At 54.4% G+C, this 15,355-nt stretch carries 14 protein-coding genes and 1 pseudogene; 6 read left to right on the top strand and 9 right to left on the bottom strand.

The window, feature by feature from the left end; translation table 11 throughout:
• Nucleotides 1-66 precede the first annotated feature (66 nt).
• Nucleotides 67-1,518, bottom strand: coding sequence for a tagaturonate reductase (locus tag GYRE_RS18890; RefSeq protein ID WP_038257540.1), 1,452 nt, complete (start codon nucleotides 1,516-1,518; stop codon nucleotides 67-69).
• A 105-nt stretch (nucleotides 1,519-1,623) separates the two neighbouring features.
• The gene (locus tag GYRE_RS18895) at nucleotides 1,624-2,604 is read right to left on the bottom strand and encodes a sensor domain-containing diguanylate cyclase (protein WP_006820004.1); all 981 of its coding nucleotides are present in this window, start codon (nucleotides 2,602-2,604) and stop codon (nucleotides 1,624-1,626) included.
• A 518-nt stretch (nucleotides 2,605-3,122) separates the two neighbouring features.
• Here GYRE_RS18895 and GYRE_RS18900 point away from each other — a divergent pair.
• The 3 genes from GYRE_RS18900 to GYRE_RS24635 are packed head-to-tail and all read left to right on the top strand — an operon-like array spanning nucleotide 3,123 to nucleotide 5,902.
• On the top strand, nucleotides 3,123-4,001 hold the full coding sequence (locus tag GYRE_RS18900; protein ID WP_038257597.1) for a hypothetical protein: 879 nt from the start codon (nucleotides 3,123-3,125) through the stop codon (nucleotides 3,999-4,001).
• A 20-nt stretch (nucleotides 4,002-4,021) separates the two neighbouring features.
• The gene (locus tag GYRE_RS24630) at nucleotides 4,022-4,225 is read left to right on the top strand and encodes a hypothetical protein (RefSeq protein ID WP_006820001.1); all 204 of its coding nucleotides are present in this window, start codon (nucleotides 4,022-4,024) and stop codon (nucleotides 4,223-4,225) included.
• A 15-nt stretch (nucleotides 4,226-4,240) separates the two neighbouring features.
• Nucleotides 4,241-5,902, top strand: a complete 1,662-nt coding sequence (locus tag GYRE_RS24635; RefSeq protein ID WP_146748687.1) for an asparagine synthase-related protein — start codon at nucleotides 4,241-4,243, stop codon at nucleotides 5,900-5,902.
• Here the strand turns inward: GYRE_RS24635 and GYRE_RS18905 are convergent.
• The 5 genes from GYRE_RS18905 to sad form a co-directional block, all read right to left on the bottom strand.
• A complete protein-coding gene (locus GYRE_RS18905; protein WP_038257541.1) occupies nucleotides 5,829-7,262 on the bottom strand; it encodes a sensor domain-containing diguanylate cyclase in 1,434 nt (477 codons plus the stop codon). The genes GYRE_RS24635 and GYRE_RS18905 overlap by 74 nt on opposite strands.
• Before the next feature lie 105 nt (nucleotides 7,263-7,367).
• Nucleotides 7,368-7,730: a DUF4186 domain-containing protein gene (locus GYRE_RS18910; RefSeq protein ID WP_006819999.1), complete on the bottom strand. Its 363-nt coding sequence runs from the start codon at nucleotides 7,728-7,730 to the stop codon at nucleotides 7,368-7,370.
• On the bottom strand, nucleotides 7,730-8,653 hold the full coding sequence (gene glsB / locus GYRE_RS18915) for a glutaminase B (RefSeq protein ID WP_038257543.1): 924 nt from the start codon (nucleotides 8,651-8,653) through the stop codon (nucleotides 7,730-7,732). The genes GYRE_RS18910 and glsB overlap by 1 nt, the downstream gene beginning before the upstream one ends.
• A 63-nt stretch (nucleotides 8,654-8,716) precedes the next feature.
• Nucleotides 8,717-9,319, bottom strand: a complete 603-nt coding sequence (locus GYRE_RS18920) for a DJ-1/PfpI family protein (RefSeq protein ID WP_038257545.1) — start codon at nucleotides 9,317-9,319, stop codon at nucleotides 8,717-8,719.
• Between the two features lie 153 nt (nucleotides 9,320-9,472).
• Nucleotides 9,473-10,858 (bottom strand): succinate-semialdehyde dehydrogenase, encoded by a 1,386-nt coding sequence (gene sad, locus GYRE_RS18925; RefSeq protein WP_006819996.1) that lies wholly within the window; start codon nucleotides 10,856-10,858, stop codon nucleotides 9,473-9,475.
• Nucleotides 10,859-10,963: 105 nt separating this feature from the next.
• On the opposite strand from sad, the gene ptrR reads away from it, so the two are divergent.
• A complete protein-coding gene (gene ptrR / locus GYRE_RS18930; protein WP_006819995.1) occupies nucleotides 10,964-11,839 on the top strand; it encodes a putrescine utilization regulator PtrR in 876 nt (291 codons plus the stop codon).
• Here the strand turns inward: ptrR and GYRE_RS18935 are convergent.
• Nucleotides 11,836-12,624 carry a PhzF family phenazine biosynthesis protein gene (locus tag GYRE_RS18935; RefSeq protein ID WP_038257547.1) on the bottom strand — a complete coding sequence of 263 codons (789 nt, stop codon included), beginning with the start codon at nucleotides 12,622-12,624 and terminating at the stop codon, nucleotides 11,836-11,838. The genes ptrR and GYRE_RS18935 overlap by 4 nt on opposite strands.
• Before the next feature lie 163 nt (nucleotides 12,625-12,787).
• Between GYRE_RS18935 and GYRE_RS18940 the strand changes: the two genes are divergently transcribed.
• Nucleotides 12,788-13,984 carry a sugar transporter gene (locus GYRE_RS18940; RefSeq protein ID WP_006819993.1) on the top strand — a complete coding sequence of 399 codons (1,197 nt, stop codon included), beginning with the start codon at nucleotides 12,788-12,790 and terminating at the stop codon, nucleotides 13,982-13,984.
• Nucleotides 13,985-14,009: 25 nt separating this feature from the next.
• On the opposite strand, the gene GYRE_RS18945 is transcribed toward GYRE_RS18940, so the two are convergent.
• On the bottom strand, nucleotides 14,010-14,678 hold the full coding sequence (locus GYRE_RS18945; RefSeq protein WP_006819992.1) for a MarC family NAAT transporter: 669 nt from the start codon (nucleotides 14,676-14,678) through the stop codon (nucleotides 14,010-14,012).
• Between the two features lie 227 nt (nucleotides 14,679-14,905).
• Between GYRE_RS18945 and marR the strand changes: the two are divergent.
• A pseudogene (marR, locus tag GYRE_RS18950) lies at nucleotides 14,906-15,339 on the top strand (multiple antibiotic resistance transcriptional regulator MarR).
• Nucleotides 15,340-15,355 lie beyond the last annotated feature (16 nt).

Raw genomic sequence — 15,355 nt, forward strand, 5'->3', positions numbered from 1 at the left:
AATTAACGAAATAAGAAAGCGGAAGATATATCGCGATATCTTCCGCGGGTAAAAATAGGCGCTACATCAGCACAGCGGCTGAACGGCGCGCTTCATCCCCTGGGTCAGAATGGTATCCAGATAACCGCTAACGCTGTCGATAAGTCCGGGCACCACCGTCAGATCCTGCTCCCAGTGGCTCTCCACCGCCAGCACCTGGCTTACCAGCTCGCGGGTATTAATCAGACGATCGCTATGCTGCGCCCACAGCTGCTGGTAGCGCTCAATCCAGTGAGCGTCATCCTGCACCGGATACGCTTCGCCCTCGCGTTCACCGCGATAGAACGCTATCAGCGCCGCCAGGGCAAACGTCAGACGCGGAGGAAGCTGCCCCTTCTGCGCCACCCCTGCCAGCAGCTGCGGCAGAATGCGGGTGCGGAATTTGGTCATCCCGTTGAGTGAAATCGACAGCAACTGATGTTTGATATAGGGGTTGCGGAAGCGGCTGGTGACGGCACTGGCGAACGATTCCAGCTCATCTTTTGGCAAATCGAGTACCGGAATGATCTCTTCGTGAATCGCTTTCTCTACAAACGCACAAATTTGCGCATCGTTCATCGCCTCACCGACCGTCTCCAGCCCGGCCTGGAACGCCACCGGTACCAGCGCGGTATGCGCACCGTTCAGAATAGCGACCTTCCGCTCTTTATACGGCTTGATATCGTCAACAATACGCACATTAAGCGGGTATTGATCGAGATGCAGCTCGGCTGCCAGCGACTTTGGTCCCTGAATGACAAACAGATAGAAATGCTCGGCGGTATCAAGGAAACCATCTTTATAGCCCAGTTCCGCTTCAAGCGCGGCAACTTCGTCACGCGGATAGCCGGTCACAATCCGGTCGACCAGCGTCGAGCAGAAGGTGTTGGCATTCTGCAGCCAGGCTTTAAATTCTGGGCTAAGCGCCCACTTGTCAGCATAGCGCAGCACCAGCTCGCGCAGTGCTTCGCCGTTGTAGTCAATTAATTCGCACGGAATGATGACCCAGCCTTTATCGGCGGCCCCCCTGAAATGCTCAAAACGCTCAAACAGCAAACGGGTCAGCTTCGCCGGATAGCTCACCGCCGGCGCATCTTCAAAACGATCGTCATCGTTGTAGCTGATGCCTGCCTCGGTGGTGTTAGAGAAAACAAAGCGGATATCCGGGTTGTGCGCCAGCGCCAGGTACTGGTCGTACTGGCTGTAGACGCTGATTTCACGGTTGACCGAGCGGATAAGGCGCGCATCGCTTACCGCTTCACCCTTCTCATTCAGGCCTCGAATAATTGTGGTGTACAGGCCATCCTGAGTACTGAGTGACGGAGGGAACGTACTGTCGATAGGCCGTACCACCACGATACCGGCATTTAACCCGGCATGTTCGTTGAGCAGGTCAATCTGCCAGTCTACGAAGGCACGCAGGAAGTTACCTTCACCAAACTGAATAATGCGCTCAGGGTACTGAGCACCGGGAAAATCACGGCGGTTTAATGTTTTCACAAGAGGTTCCCTTGGTTGTTGGTCATACAGCATTTCTTTATTGGTATGACAACTTATCAGATATCTAAACCAGGGAACCCTGTTTTGATCAATAACAGGCCGGTATTACGGTGAAGATTGAGTCTGAGTGCCGGAAGGCGGGATCATCAGCGCCATGTGCGTCGCCGCCGCACGGATCCAGGTGCGTAAGTCCGGGAATACGGCGTGATCAAACTCCTTAACTCCCCAGGTAAAGCCCAGTTGCCAGGGCTTGCCGGAAAGGAGATTCTGTTCCTCCACCACTTCAACCAGATGTTGAATCGCTATCCAGGCGCCGGTTTCATCGGTATCAGGTAGCAGGACCGCGAACTGGTTAGCGTCGTAACGAACCAGCAGATCTGTGTCGCGCAGGGTACTGCGCAGCAGGGTCGCCATAGCGCAACGTGCGGCATCGCCTTCTGCGTTTCCGTATTGACTGGCAATGAGATTGAACGTGTTGCAATCAAGCCAGGCCAGCGTCAGGGGCTCTGCCCTTCGGTGGGAGGAGAGGATGGCGTAGTTGGCCAAGTTTTCGAATCCGCGGCGGTTCAGTAATCCGGTGAGTGGATCAGAAGTTGATACGCTCACCGACGCCAGTTCGTCCCCGGCAATGGCCGAGAGATCTTCAAGCGCCGCCGTTTCTTCTTCATTAAACGTCCGGGGCTGGTCAGATGCGACGCAAAATGACCCGGCGATTGTGCCGTCCGGCAGGCGCAGCGGTACGCCGGCATAGAAACGCAGCTGCGGCGGCCCTACCACCAGAGGATTATCGCTAAAACGCGGGTCCTGAAGGGTATCTGTCACGATAAGCGGTTGTGCATTGAAGACGACGTGACCACAAAATGAAAGCTGGCGCGCCAGCCCATTCCAGTCCACCCCATCGCCGGATTTCTGCACCAGGGTTGTATCATCCACTAGACTAATAACCGCAACAGGCACATCAAAAAGCCGACGAGCCAGCCGGGTCAGGCGGTCAAAACGGCGAGCGTCACCGGCGACCAGTAGCCCGGAGTGATGCAGCGCCGCCAGGCGTTGTGCTTCGTTGGCGGGTATTTCAGGCGTCTTCATGACATCTCCTGCGTGGGGAAGTCATTCAATTTTAGCGTAAAGCGTCAAAGTGTAAGCCATCCGAAGCAAGTTTTTGTCCGCTGTCAGAACTATCGTTCAGGCAGCCGGTTTTGGCTTTCTGCATTTTATATCGTTTTTATCAATAACATTGGAATTTTATCTTATACATTCACTTGTGGCTGGAATAATGATTATTTTTCGACTGACGCAGCATTGCGTTGTTTTCATGACTTTTATTTTATTAAAATATGGTATATTTAAGAAATGCTATTTTTCATCTATCTAATTACATTGCAGTTCTTCCGATGATTTAAACAAGTAAGTCTCATTTATTATTGCTGGATTATTGAATGGCAGGCATCGCCGAGGCGTTTGCGAATAAATAAAACACCATCTAATTTAAACAGACATCCGCCGCGGCGGGTGTCAATATATATCTTATTTTCTTGCCATCATAACGGATGTATTGCCGTCATGGTATGCATTCCTTATTTATCAACTTCATCGGAGCGTCCATTATGGGTATTAATGTACAAGTTAACACTGATGCTGACCCGAAGAAAACGACGGTCAGCGCTAGCGGCTCTATCCAACATGTTATCACCGGTAATGAAGTTAATAGTTTTGGACTTAGCGACTCAGCGTTGAAAGACGCAGTGGCTAAATATTTTGGTAAAAGACCAAATGATGCATATTTAAAGAGCCCCACCCCCTGGGGGGATCTGTATAAAACTTACGGCTGGGAACAAGTACAAACGGTGTTGGTCGCGCGAAGTGCCCAGGTGCTCTCGGTCAATTCAAGCCCCTCAATCATCAAGACCGTGATTTTGAAGAACAATTCGAATAAACCTGCCACATTCAACGCCAGTGTTAGTGATAATATTACTAATAGCGTTGAAACCAACTGGAACGTAACAACCTCGGTGGATTTCTCCGAAACCGTCAGCTATGAAGTTAGCTTTGAAGGCCTTGGCAGCGTTGGCGGCTCAACAACATGGAGCTTTGGCATGAGCTTCGGCGTTGGAGGATCCAAAAGTGAGAGTATCAGTATTGGGTCCGACCAAGGCGTTACCGTAGATCTTGATCCTGGTGAGTCCGTTGAAGTTCAGCTCACCGCCAGCATCGGCTCATTAAGAGCGCGGGTGTTCTATGATGTGTATCTTACTGGCTATAGCGCCGTAAATTACAACCCCACCTTTAAAGACCACCACTTCTGGGCATTGAATATTGGCGATGTGATGAGTGCTGGTGGAATTTCGAATAACCGGCAGATCACAGAAGACATCACCGTGGGTTATTACTCTAATGCACAGGTTATTCTATCCAACGCGAAAAAAACCGTTCTGCGAGCTCTTGCTGTTCCACTGGAAAATTCCGTGCCGGTGGATGCCGGTTAATATTGTAGAGAGGGTAAATTATGTTGCAGCGTAAATTAAATCATACAATCCCTGATGTGTTTTTAACCATTAAACCACTCAATGCAGTGTTAATAGCAGAAAACGATTTTATTACTGAATTACATGCAGAAAGAGTTTTATTGACGATGCCGACATTATTTAACGAAGAAATGTCGGTCAAAACCGCTAGTACAGCGGATGCCCGACAAAAACGACAGCGTTAGCGGAGGATAAAATCAGTGCTCTCTCTTAATCTGCAGAAAGGCATTACTGACAGCCCATGGCAATTATCAGCATTAACATTTCATTGCTCTGCCGGAACGATTGAAGTTCTTGATCATCGGGCGATTATTGCCAACGCTTTTTGTGATGGTGCAAAGCTAGGTCTGCAAGTGCTGGAGCAGCCGTATTCCCAATGGCGTAAACATGCGGTTGTAACGCTCACCAGTACGAGTAATAAAAGTGACTGGGAACAGCTTCATACACAGACCAAAAGCTGGCCACTACATTGGTTCTGGGTTGAGTCAGATGGCCATTCGCTAGTGATTGAGAGCAGTCAACATCCAACGGTACCGCTTTATTTAACGGCGACGGGGACCCACATTCGAGCCAACTGGGATCCCCGTCGCATGTTAGCGACACTTCGGGCAAAGCTTAACTGGGAGGTCGCCGCCTGGTATCTCTCTACCTTTGAACAACCTTACGCCAGTAATACTGTGCTGAGCGATCTCCATCATTTAGCCGCCGGATATGTCGCCCGCGTCTCTCTGGAAGCGTGCCGGGACGACTGGCACTTTACTCCGCCACCTTCAACACCCGCGGATTATCCAAGAGCATTAACGCTGAAGGCCGATCCGCCAGCAACCTTTGAATTATTACTCAATGCAGTCACAGAGCGGATCCTCGGAACCGCGCCATGTGTTGCAGCTGGTCTGAGCGGCGGGCTGGACTCATCACTGGTTTGCGGTCTACTGTCCCGCAGCGGTCGCGAAGTCGGTTCTTATGGGCTGTTGGTACATGGTAAGGAGCGTGATGAACAAATCTTACGGCGAAACGACGTGGTCGGTCGATTTGCACTATACGATAACCCTATCCCAATAGGTGAGGAATACTCACCGTGGAGCGATGACGGCGCCCGTTTGCCGTGGGAGGAACTCTATTATTCCCCTTTTGAAGCTCTCTATCATCATGCCCACCAGTCGGGATATCAGTATTTTTGCAGCGGATTAGGCGGAAACGATCTGCTTACGGCCTACTGGAACGAAATGGCGGACGCGGGTGAAGCAGAACGTCGTATGCTGGCAGGAGAGCGTTCAATTCCGGACTTCCTGACCACGGCGGTTCGACGCGGACATGCCGAACGCGCAGCAGCTTTGAACGAATCGCTTCCGCGCGCGTATGTTCAGCGTGGTGTCCTTGATTCAGCCTCAGGCATGGCCGCGCAGTGTCTTCGCCACGGCTTATGGCCAGTACATCCACTGATTGCGCCTGAGGTTGTTCGCTACGCGCATGCTTTACCGTCTGAATGGCGTGAAGAACGACGACTCATGCGGGAATTGTTGGTTCGCTGGAGACTTTCGCCGCGGGTCACTCACCCGCAATCCACTGAGTCTTTTGAACAGACCTGTGCCAATGCGATGCTACGCTGCCCAAATTTCCAACGCCTGCTGCGGGCGGAACGACTTGCCGATGCAGGACTGGTTGAGCCAGGAAAGATCGGTTCGGCATTTCATCAATGGCGCGCAGCCAGGCTGCCCTCTTCCGAGGCGCTGCCGTTGGTGGCGATTGCCTTCCTTGAACACATGCTGATGTCTGTAGATACTATTCCTACATCGCCACCAGCGAATCTTGCGGGTCATCGCTCTGTCGGGAACTGGTCCGGTTACGACCCAATTTCTTAGAACGGTACAGGTGCTCGTCGGCTTCCACCAACAGCGGGCTGAACAGCTCTGATACCGGATTGCGACCAATGAGCTGGCTGCCCACGCCGATACTGACGGTTAAACGCAGCGTCTGCTGGCGCCACTGGAAGGTGAACGACTCGATAGCGGAACGAATTTTCTCGGCCAGATCGTGACTCTCATGTGGGTTTACCACCAGCGCGGCCACCACAAACTCTTCTCCTCCCATACGTGCAACCAGCCCTTTTTCGCCGACCGCCGTTTTCACCTGCTGGGCGAACGAAGCCAGCACGTAGTCGCCGCATTCATGGCCGAAGGTATCATTCACGCTTTTGAAATAGTCGATATCCAGCAGCATCACGGCGAGATGACGATCCTCCTGCCCCTTAAAGCTTTTCAGCGCTTCATAAAGGCCGGAGCGGGAATAGACCCGGGTGAGAAAATCGAAATCAGCACGCAGCGAGACCTGTTTAACCAGTTTGCCAATCGCCTCGACGCTGGCGGCAACGATAACCGGACTCACCGCTATCGCGGCAATTCCCAACCGGGTAGAGAAAAGCTGCGGCGTTTGCAACGGCGCCGCAACGGAGAGGTTGATGATGTTATTAGCCATCAGAATGATTTCTGCGGTGCCACAGACAAAGGTCAGCAGACAGGTTAACGACATCGGATAACGGATGGCACACCAGATAAGCGCGGGAAGTGGGAAAGCAAGGCTCCCGGCGCCACCCACGGCAACAGCGGCCGCCAGCGACAACCCCAGCGCCACCACCGGCGTCAGCTGGCGTAAATGAAACCCTTTGAGCGTTGAGGGCAGACTCAGCGTCATGATGCACGGCAGGATCAGCATGCCGGTAGAGAACTGCTCGCTAAACCAGTCGGCAAAAAGCGGCATGAATTGCTGACGGTCGATACCCACCGAGGCAACCGCGCCTAATAAAGCACAAAGTATGGCGGCAAGCAGGCAATAATAAAATAAATGCAATGCACTTATTGGCCCAGGCATATAATTCGTCTGTTTTTTATCGCGTAATACCAGTTGGGCAACCACCACGATAAATACCATATTCGACAAATTAATCAGCAACGATGCCATTCCCCATTGGGTCGTGACGGCATCGTAAATGAGCATGGCAGCAAAGCAAACGAGATAATGACAGGCGCGGTTCAGAAATGCGTAACGGGCGAAAACCCCCGCCATTACGGCGTTTAGCGGCCAGAACAGCGACAACTCCTGCACCATTCTCAGCTTTGCGCCGACGAAATAGAACAAGGTGGTCAGAATAAATATCACCAGCGCATCCCGCACGGGTTGTTCTTCACGAAATAGCGTGAAAGACGATAGAGAGAATGAACGCATTAAATACTTATCCAATAATTACGGTTGCAATTATTTCATTAATAACCTGTTGGAGGTTCATACTAACATGAATAAATCGCGGGCGGTAATGCGCAGGCTGATTGATCAGCGAGAATTCATCTGAATAACTAACCAGTGATGGATGACGCTGACGATGTACTGCTGCTGGCTTTCGCTGAGCGAAATACCTTGTGGGATATGATGCCACTTCTCCAGGCAACCACGACAGCAGGTTGCCGTGGCGTGCTGGGCGATAAACACCGGATGGCCGCGCATCGGCGTCTGTTTGCCGTCATTTTGTGGATGGGCGGGCGCCAGACGCTGGGCAACAAAATCGGCGGCGTGGCTGTCGATAAGCGGAGCCCCTTTATCCCAGCAGTACTGGCGCTCTTTAACGCCGAGACGAAAGCGCGAGCGAAACGTCGAACGCTGCAGACGGGCAAACAGCTGCTCCAGTGAGGAACTCATCAGTAGACCGAGCGCCCCAGCCGTTGGGTGAGTTTTTCCAGTACCGCGACGCCTGCGAGCGAGTTGCCGGCCTCGTCGAGCTCCGGGCTCCAGACCGCAATCGCCATCTCGTGTGGCACAATCGCCACGATCCCGCCGCCAACGCCGGACTTCGCCGGTAACCCGACCCGCCAGGCAAATTCCCCGGCGTTCTGATACATCCCGCTGGTCGCCATCAGCGCGTTCACCTGCCGCGCCTGCATGGGAGAGATAACCGGGGTGGCAAGATGCGGGGCTTTGCCCTGGTCGGCGAGGAACAGGAACGTTTGTGCCAGTTCACTGCAGCTCATGGTCATGGCGCAATAATGGAAGTAGTTTTGCAGCACCGTCGCTACGTCGTTGTGGAAATTGCCGAACGACTTCATCAGCCAGGCAATCGCGGCGTTACGCGCCGAGTGCTCGAACTCAGAGCGGGCGACGACGGCATCATAGCTGATATTTGCTTCGCTGAGCTTACGCACGATTTCCAGCATGCGCTGGCGCGGTGCGCTTAAACGGCTTTGCAGCATGTCGCACACCACCAGTGCCCCGGCGTTAATAAACGGGTTGCGTGGAATACCTTGTTCAATCTCCAGCTGCAGCAATGAGTTAAACGGCTGCCCGGAGGGATCTTTCCCGACCCGCTGCCAGATCTCCTCTTCCTGATAGTGGTTCATCGCCACCACCAGGCTTAAGACTTTGGAAATGGACTGAATGGAGAAACGCTCGTCGGCATCGCCGGCAGAGAAATGCTGTCCATCGATGGTACTGATGGCAATCCCCAGCTTGTCCCCTTTAACGCAGGCCAGTGCCGGAATATAGTCGGCGACTCTACCACGGCCGATGAGTGGCCTGACTTCCGCCAGAATCGCTTCCAGCATATTGTTATTGATGACCGCTGCCACTGACGACTCCTTGCCCACAGGCCATTTTCGGCCTGCGAGTATATCAGAGTGTGTGTCCCGTCGTCAGGCCTGGGAGAACATCCCGGACTTAAACGTCGCTCTCACTGCGTCAATCTCCTTTTCCTGCGCCGCATTTAATGCCGCAAGCATATTGCAGGTGAAATCGATAAAGCCGACGCCGTTGGCGGTGACCAGATTACCATCACGAACGGAAGGGACGTCCCGGTATCGTGCTGCTCCGCTATAGGCGGCTCCCGCCCTGCTCTGCAGGTAAGCCAGTCCGTTTGAGGTATGGTCGACATCATTGAGAAAACGGTTTGCCCCAAGGAACGCTGAAGCATCGCAAATAGCGCCGACGACAACCTGCCGCGCTAACGCGTGTTCAACCAGAGGCACCACACGCTGCGCTTCCTCTCCCCACCAGTTCGAACCGCCAACCAGCACCAGGGCAGCATAATCATCAGGTATGGTCTGGAAGGTATAATCCGGCAGACAGCGTACCCCACCGATTGACATTACAGGCCCCTCATCCGCCGCTACGGTCCTGACGTCATATTGCGGCTCCCACATACCAAACCCACGGCGCAGTCCTGGGGCCAGCAAAGCAAACTCCCAGTCGGCATATTCTGGGATCAGCACAAACAGCACTTCTTTACGGCTATCCATAGACATCGTCCTCTCTTCAACCGGTTGTGTCATTGAGTTGTACATTGCATTACATTTTTGCAATACACAAGGCGGCATGGCGTTGGGACAGGCGCGAGGTTACGGAATAAAAATGACAGGGTATCCATGCGGATACCCTGAAGGAGAGGAAACTTAGCGGCGGTTTTTCCACACCGTCTGCACGTTGCAGAACTCATGCAGGCCGAAGTGTGACAGCTCGCGGCCGAAGCCACTTTTCTTCACGCCGCCGAAGGCCACGCGGGCATCGCTGGCGCTGTAACCATTGATAAACACCCCGCCCACTTCAAGCTCGCTGGCAAAGCGCTGGGCTTCCTGCTCGCTTCCGGTAAACACGGTGGCGGACAGACCAAACTCGCTATCGTTGGCAAGCGCCAGCGCATGGTCTGCGTCGCGGGCAATGGTGATGGCGGCAACCGGGCCGAACATCTCCTGGCGGAACGCGGTCATTTCAGGCGTGACGTTACCAAGCACCGTCGGGGTGTAGTAGTTACCGGCACCACTGATTTTTTCGCCGCCGAGCAGCAACGTTGCGCCTTCCGCCAGCGTCGCCTGCACCTGGTAATGCAGTTCGTCACGCAGGTCATAGCGCGCCATCGGACCGAGATAGTTCTGCTCATCTTCCGGTGACCCCATTTTCAGCGCTTCGGTCGCGGCAATGAATTTTTGGGTGAAGGCTTCGGCAACGCCAGCTTCAACGATAAAACGCTTAGAGGCAGCGCAAACCTGCCCGGTATTCTGATAACGACCGGTCACCGCTGCCGGGACGGCAAGCTCGAGATCGGCATCGTTCAGGACGATGAACGGATCGGAGCCTCCCAGTTCCAGAACGCATTTTTTCAGCGCGGCCCCCGACTGTGCACCGATGGCTTTCCCGGCGCGCATGCTGCCGGTAAGCGTCACGGCGGCAATGCGCACGTCGTTAATCGCCTGGCTCACGCCATCATTGGTAGCATTCACCCAGCCAAATACCCCTTCCGGGATCCCGGCTTCGTTGAAAATTTTGCCGATGAGCGCCGCGCTGCCCATCACGTTCGGGGCGTGTTTGAGCAGATAGCTGTTCCCGGCGAGCAGAATCGGTACCGCGCCGCGCACAACCTGCCACAGTGGGAAGTTCCACGGCATGATGGCAAGAATGGGCCCCATCGGACGGTATTCGATCACCGCGTTGTTGTTTTCCACCATCGTGGCTTCGGTTGAGAGCATCGCCGGGCCATGTTCAGCGTACCAGTCAAACAGCGCCGCCGATTTTGCGACTTCACCGCGCGCCTGAGCGATGGGCTTGCCCACTTCGCGGGTGATCATCAGCGCCATTTCGTCGGCATGACGGCGCAGAACGGCACCTACCGCGCGCAAGGCATCGGCACGTTCGGCGACGGTTTTCTGACGCCACAGGCGATAGCCGCTGTCGGCAAGGGCGATGGCCTGGTTAACCTGAGCAGCGCTCGCCCATGGCAATGACGAGAGCACTTCGCCGTTCGCCGGGTTGACGGAAATTGCGTGGGTTGCAGGTGAAGTCATGTTTTTTCTCTCTCTGTCGATTGCGTTATGTTCTCATCCTGGCTTACTCTGCTGTTTATGAAAACTGAATAATATTAACCATCATATTCACGAATCGAGAATGCCATGGATCTGACTCAGCTTGAGATGTTCAACGCCGTTGCCCAGACCGGCAGCATTACCCAGGCGGCGCAGAAAGTGCACCGCGTCCCTTCTAACCTCACCACGCGCATCCGCCAGCTTGAGGCCGATCTCGGCGTGGAGCTGTTTATTCGTGAGAATCAGCGTCTGCGGCTTTCTCCTGCAGGGCACAGTTTTTTACGCTACAGCCAGCAGATTCTGGCGCTGGTTGATGAGGCGAGAATGGTCGTGGCGGGCGATGAACCGCAGGGGCTTTTTACCTTAGGCTCGCTGGAAAGCACCGCCGCGGTGCGGATCCCGGAGACGCTCGCCCGCTATAACCAGCGCTATCCGAAGATCCAGTTCGATCTGGCTACCGGCCCTTCCGGAACGATGATCGACGGCGTGACCGAAGGACGCCTGAGCGCCGCCTTCGTTGATGGCCCGGTGATGCATCCGGGGCTTGAAGGCATCCCGGTTTATCGCGAAGAGATGATGATAGTCGCCCCGTTCGGCCATTCACCGGTCACCCGGGCAAGCGATGTGAGTGGCACCAGTATTTATGCCTTCCGCTCTAACTGCTCTTACCGCCGCCATTTTGAGAGCTGGTTCCACGCCGATCGCGCAGCGCCGGGCCGAATTCACGAGATGGAGTCCTACCATGGGATGCTGGCCTGCGTGATTGCCGGAGCAGGTCTGGCGCTGATCCCGCGCAGTATGCTGGAAAGTATGCCCGGACATCATCAGGTGGAGGCCTGGCCGCTGGCGGAGAAGTGGCGCTGGCTGACGACCTGGCTTATCTGGCGTCGTGGGGCAATGACCCGCCAGCTTGAGGCGTTTATCGAACTGCTGAACGAACAGCAGCCCGTGGTGAGCGATTAACGTAGCGTGATTTTGCCGATGAGATAGGTGGTCGCCTGGCCGCCCATCAGCACTCTGTCCCCCTTCAGCTCACAGCGAATATCGCCGCCACGGCGGGAAACCTGGCGGGCAAAGAGGCGCGTTTTACCGAGCTTTTCACTCCAGTAAGGAATGAGCATCGTGTGCGCCGAACCGGTAACCGGATCCTCCCACACGGCTTCACCCGGAGAGAAGAAGCGGCTGACAAAATCGTACTCCCCGTCGCCGCGGGCGGTGACCGTAACCTTATGCTCACCGGGGATCATGGCCCCAATGTCAGGCGTCAACGCTTCTACCGCTTCGCGGCTGGCAAGTTCAATCAGCCACGCACGGCCTTTACGCGCGGCCACATATTCACGAACGCCTAGCGCACGGAGCATTTCCGCCGGCGGCGTCTGCGCATCGGTATGACCTGCCGGGAAATCCAGCGTCATCCAGTCTCCGTCGCGGGTGACGGTGAGTGGACCAGAGGCCGTCTGAAACGCGATGTGGTCTTGCGGGTAGCCGAGGTAGTTGAAAATCACCTGCGCAGTAGCAAGCGTTGCGTGGCCGCACAAATTGACTTCATGACGAGTAGTAAACCAGCGCAGCGCAAAGCCTTCCGCTTCAGGAATAAAGAAGGCGGTTTCTGACTGGTTATGCTGCTGCGCCATTTGTAGCATCCGCTCATCAGGCAGCCATTCCCGCAGCGGACACACCGCAGCCGCGTTGCCTCCGAACGTACTGCTGCTGAACGCATCAACCATATAAAAATCCACTTCCTGCATAGCGCAACCCCATCATTTGATTATTTATCCGAGAAATTAACAGGTTAGTGATATTCACGACAGAAATAAAAATGAGACTTACATCACAAAGTGATTGTCTTTTCACCAGCGATGGTCGTAAGATCGGCTTCTCTCCTTTTGCTATTAATCCAGAATAACGTTTATGACAACGAACACGGTCTCACGCAAGGTCGCGTGGCTTCGGGTGGTTACGCTTGCTATCGCCGCTTTTATTTTTAACACCACCGAGTTTGCCCCGGTCGGACTGCTGTCAGACATCGCCGCCAGTTTCAATATGGAAACGGCGCAGGTCGGCATTATGTTGACCATCTACGCGTGGGTGGTGGCGCTGATGTCGCTGCCGTTTATGCTGCTGACCAGCCAGATAGAGCGCCGCAGGCTGCTTATCGCCCTGTTCGTTGTGTTTATTGCAAGCCACGTACTGTCATTTCTGGCGTGGAGTTTCCCGGTGCTGGTGATTAGCCGCATCGGTATCGCCTTTGCGCACGCGATTTTCTGGTCAATCACCGCCTCTCTTGCCATTCGTATGGCTCCGGCGGGAAAAAAAGCGCAGGCGCTGAGCCTGATTGCCACCGGTACCGCGCTGGCCATGGTGTTCGGCATCCCGATTGGCCGCATCGTCGGCCAGTATTTTGGCTGGCGCACCACCTTCTTTGCTATTGGTATTGGCGCCCTTCTCACCCTGCTGGCCCTGATTCGCCTGCTGCCGCCGCTGCCAAGCGAGCACTCTGGTTCGCTGAAAAGCCTGCCGGTGTTGTTCCGCCGCCCGGCGCTGGTGGGGATCTACGTATTGACCGCCATTGTGGTGACCGCGCACTACACCGCATACAGCTATATTGAGCCGTTTGTACAAAACGTTGCCGGTCTGAGCGGCAGTTTTGCCACCATGCTGCTGCTGATCCTCGGCGGTGCCGGGATCATCGGCAGCGTACTGTTTGGTAAACTCGGCAATCAGCATGCCTCCACGCTGATTATTTCGGCGATTGGGCTGCTGCTCGCCTGCCTGCTGATGCTGCTTCCGGCGGCACAAAGCGATATGTCGCTCGCTACGTTGAGCGTTTTCTGGGGTATCGCAATCATGATTATCGGTCTCGGCATGCAGGTGAAAGTGCTGGCGCTGGCGCCTGATGCGACCGACGTCGCGATGTCGCTGTTTTCCGGAATTTTCAATATCGGTATCGGCGCCGGAGCACTGGTGGGGAGCCAGGTCAGCCTGTGGTGGTCAATGTCGTCGATTGGTTACGTGGGCGCAGTACCGGCCCTGGTGGCGCTGGTGTGGGCGGTAGTGGTTTTCCGCCGCTGGCCAACGGCATCGCTGGAACAGCCGCAGCACGGATAAAACAAAGGGCCCGCAGGCCCTTTTTTTAGGCATGGAAGTTAGTAATAATTTCCAGTACGCCGTTAATGATGAACTGCACGCCCATACAGACCAGCAGGAAGCCCATCAGACGGGAGATGGCTTCAATCCCGCCCTTGCCCACCAGGCGCATAATTGCGCCAGAACTGCGCAGACAGCCCCACAGAATTATCCCTACCAGGGCAAAAATTAGCGGCGGTGCGACCAGCACCACCCAGTCCGGGAAGCTGACACCGTGTTTTACGGTGGAGGCGGAGCTGATAATCATCGCAATCGTCCCCGGCCCTGCGGTACTTGGCATTGCTAATGGCACGAAAGCGATATTAGCCCCAGGTTCCTCTTCCAGCTCTTCTGATTTGCTTTTCGCCTCCGGGCTCTCATGGGCTTTTTGCTGCGGAAACAGCATACGAAAACCGATGAACGCCACGATAAGACCACCGGCGATACGCAGACCGGGGATAGAAATACCAAAGGTGTTCATCACCACCTGACCGGCGTAGTACGCCACCATCATGATGGCAAAGACATAAACCGATGCCATCAGCGACTGGCGGTTGCGCTCTGCGCTGTTCATGTTTCCGGCGAGACCGAGGAACAACGCCACCGTGGTGAGTGGGTTCGCCAGCGGCAGCAAAACCACCAGACCCAAGCCTATTGCTTTAAAAAGTTCCATCATACGTCGTTAAGATCCCGTCGATATCGAATTAAGTTCAGCGGGAAGTATATCGGTTTCGCCGCCAATTGTTACCCCGTAACACAGTAAGTAAACGTTGCCACGCGTGCAAAAAAACAGCACACGAAACGTTTTAGCATTTCGTGGCATCGCGCGATCCATTCAGTTGACTTATGGTTGCCTGGGCAATAATATCCAACGCAACTAAACTACTTGCCAGGGCAACCATTGTGAAAACCACAAGCGATCTGTTCAACGAAGTGATACCGCTAGGACGCTTGATTTACATGGTTAACCAAAAAAAGACCGTCTGCTTAACGACTATTTGTCGCCGCTGGACATCACTGCCACTCAGTTCAAGGTGCTGTGTTCTATTCGCTGCGCCACCTGCATTACGCCGGTTGAGCTGAAAAAGGTGCTGTCGGTCGATTTGGGTGCCCTGACCCGGATGCTCGATCGCCTGCTGTGCAAAGGCTGGATTGAGCGTCTGCCGAACCCGAATGACAAGCGCGGCGTGCTGGTACAGTTAACGCCGGAAGGTGCCGCTATCTGCGAGCAGTGCCATCAACGGGTTGGCCAGGATCTTCACCAGGAACTGACGAAAAACTTAATGGCAGACGAAGTTGCGAAACTCGAACTGCTGCTTAAAAAAATTCTGTCATAAACAGAAGAGGTATGAC

The sequence above is a fragment of the Yokenella regensburgei ATCC 49455 genome (assembly GCF_000735455.1).
Classification (GTDB): domain Bacteria; phylum Pseudomonadota; class Gammaproteobacteria; order Enterobacterales; family Enterobacteriaceae; genus Yokenella; species Yokenella regensburgei.

What these genes read in the sequence shown, in the direction of transcription:
- GYRE_RS18895 (WP_006820004.1), bottom strand. Translation starts at nt 2,604, where the DNA reads ATGAAGACGCCTGAAATACCCGCCAACGAAGCACAACGCCTGGCGGCG.
- GYRE_RS18900 (WP_038257597.1), top strand. Translation starts at nt 3,123, where the DNA reads ATGGGTATTAATGTACAAGTTAACACTGATGCTGACCCGAAGAAAACG.
- GYRE_RS24630 (WP_006820001.1), top strand. Translation starts at nt 4,022, where the DNA reads ATGTTGCAGCGTAAATTAAATCATACAATCCCTGATGTGTTTTTAACC.
- GYRE_RS18905 (WP_038257541.1), bottom strand. Translation starts at nt 7,262, where the DNA reads ATGCGTTCATTCTCTCTATCGTCTTTCACGCTATTTCGTGAAGAACAA.
- GYRE_RS18910 (WP_006819999.1), bottom strand. Translation starts at nt 7,730, where the DNA reads ATGAGTTCCTCACTGGAGCAGCTGTTTGCCCGTCTGCAGCGTTCGACG.
- GYRE_RS18920 (WP_038257545.1), bottom strand. Translation starts at nt 9,319, where the DNA reads ATGGATAGCCGTAAAGAAGTGCTGTTTGTGCTGATCCCAGAATATGCC.
- sad (WP_006819996.1), bottom strand. Translation starts at nt 10,858, where the DNA reads ATGACTTCACCTGCAACCCACGCAATTTCCGTCAACCCGGCGAACGGC.
- ptrR (WP_006819995.1), top strand. Translation starts at nt 10,964, where the DNA reads ATGGATCTGACTCAGCTTGAGATGTTCAACGCCGTTGCCCAGACCGGC.
- GYRE_RS18935 (WP_038257547.1), bottom strand. Translation starts at nt 12,624, where the DNA reads ATGCAGGAAGTGGATTTTTATATGGTTGATGCGTTCAGCAGCAGTACG.
- GYRE_RS18940 (WP_006819993.1), top strand. Translation starts at nt 12,788, where the DNA reads ATGACAACGAACACGGTCTCACGCAAGGTCGCGTGGCTTCGGGTGGTT.
- GYRE_RS18945 (WP_006819992.1), bottom strand. Translation starts at nt 14,678, where the DNA reads ATGATGGAACTTTTTAAAGCAATAGGCTTGGGTCTGGTGGTTTTGCTG.